Genomic DNA, 1,225 nt, shown 5'->3' with positions numbered 1-1,225 from the left:
TTGGCCAGCAACGTGTTGAGCTTGATCAGTTTTTCCTGCTCGTCGGGGTCGTTGTGGGCGATCACGCCGTTGTTGCCGAACCCGAGCCACTGGGAAAAGGCGTTGTAGGTCTCGACCTTGTTGGTGGCCGCGGTGACGCGGGCGCGCAGCGCCGGATCAGCCAGGTAGCGCAGCAGTGCCACCGTGCGCACGCTGCGGCCGACCTCGCGAAAGACCTTGTAGATGCGGTTCTTGCGGGAGTTGGAGCGCAGCCGCCGCATCAAGGTGGCCGAGGACAGGCGGCCCTCGCTGATGGAGATGGCCACCTGCATCAGGTCGCGCCAGTGCCGCTCGATCAGCTCCCAGTCGATCACGTTGCGGCCGCGTTCGCCGAACAGCTCGTCGATGTGCGGGTAGATCAGCTGCGGGCCGGCGCGGAAGAAGATCAGATCCTTGAAGTTGCGGATACGCGGCATCAGGTCGAACCCGAACAGCGTGGCCAGGGCGAAGACCGGCGTCGACTGGCCCTGGGTGTCGGCGTGCACGGTGGTCGGCTGCACCTGGGAGGTATTGGCCAACAGGCCCTCGATCAGGTGCACCGCCTCCCACACCCCGCACGGGATGAACCGGGAGAACAACGCGACATAGGTGTCGGAGATGTAGTGGTAGGCGATGCCGCCCACCCCGCCGTACCGGATGCTGGTCTCGGCCAGCAGGTTGTCGATGTAGGTCTCCACCTGGGTGCCGTCGGAGGCCACCGCGCTGCCATCCCCCCACGCCTTGACCACGTCCAGTTCGGCAAAAGCGTTGACCACGCAGGCGATCGCGGCGTTCAGCTTGGCGAGGTCGATGTGGCGGTTACGCACCATCGACAGCTCCCGGGCCGAGATCCCCGACAGGTGCTTGGCCGCCTCGTACGGGCCGACATTGATGCCGCCGGTGAACACCGCCAGCGAGTACCGGCCCAGCAGATCTTTGATCTTCGGGTCCGAGCCGGACGCCGGGCCGAAGTGGTGGTGCCAGCCCAGCCAGTGCGCGGTACGCGCCACGATGGACAGCAGCGAGCGCTCCGGCATGCACCGAGCGATCGCCTCGGCCAGGTCCTCGGCGGCCTTGGGGGCATCAGAACCGCGGCGCCGCTTGAGCGCGGGCGCCCCGTCCTCAGTGATCGTCAGATCGGTGTTGTCGGCATATCCGGCGTCCAGGTCCGCGGCCGCGACCAAGTGGGCGCCGCGCAAGTGCTCGA

General features: G+C 66.9%; 1 protein-coding gene. It reads right to left on the bottom strand.

Features of this window, described 5'->3' with window-relative positions; all coding sequences use genetic code 11:
- Positions 1-1,225: transposase (locus tag ABZU75_RS46475; RefSeq protein WP_355570019.1), on the bottom strand; the 1,225-nt coding region annotated here is incomplete at both ends.

It is taken from the genome of Streptosporangium sp. NPDC005286 (assembly GCF_040607515.1).
GTDB lineage: Bacteria > Actinomycetota > Actinomycetes > Streptosporangiales > Streptosporangiaceae > Streptosporangium.
The sequence above is the reverse complement of the archived record's forward strand: the minus strand, read 5'-3'. Positions and strand labels throughout refer to the sequence as shown.